Origin of the sequence: Cupriavidus sp. SIMBA_020, assembly GCF_046535395.1 — a bacterium.
Lineage (GTDB): Bacteria > Pseudomonadota > Gammaproteobacteria > Burkholderiales > Burkholderiaceae > Cupriavidus > Cupriavidus campinensis.
In genome coordinates this window covers 1-262 of sequence record NZ_JAWRWU010000882.1, presented here as the reverse complement: position 1 = coordinate 262, position 262 = coordinate 1, and the positions used below count along the sequence as shown (strand labels likewise).

The 262-nt window shown below is 64.9% G+C and carries 1 pseudogene; it reads right to left on the bottom strand.

Annotated features, from left to right (window positions below):
* Positions 1-6: 6 nt before the first annotated feature.
* Positions 7-262 (bottom strand): annotated as a pseudogene (locus tag SB751_RS31945) (MFS transporter); the annotation flags it as partial.

The following is a 262-nucleotide window of genomic DNA, read 5'->3' as shown; positions in this document are numbered from 1 at the left end:
CTGGTGTCAGTGCCCGAGTGTCATGGCGGCGCCCCGTTTGGGGCGCGTGAACCACATCATCGTGGCGAGCACGAGGCAGGTTGCGGACGCCATGAAGAACATGTCGCTCGTCGCCATCATGTAGGCCTGCTGCAGGGTCACCTGATGCAGCGCGCCGGCTTCGCGCGCTCCGCTGATCCCCATCGCATGCAGCGTGGCGACGTAGTGTTGCGTGCCGCCCGATTCCTTTGTCAGCGATTGCGCGAGGGTCGCGTAGTGGAAC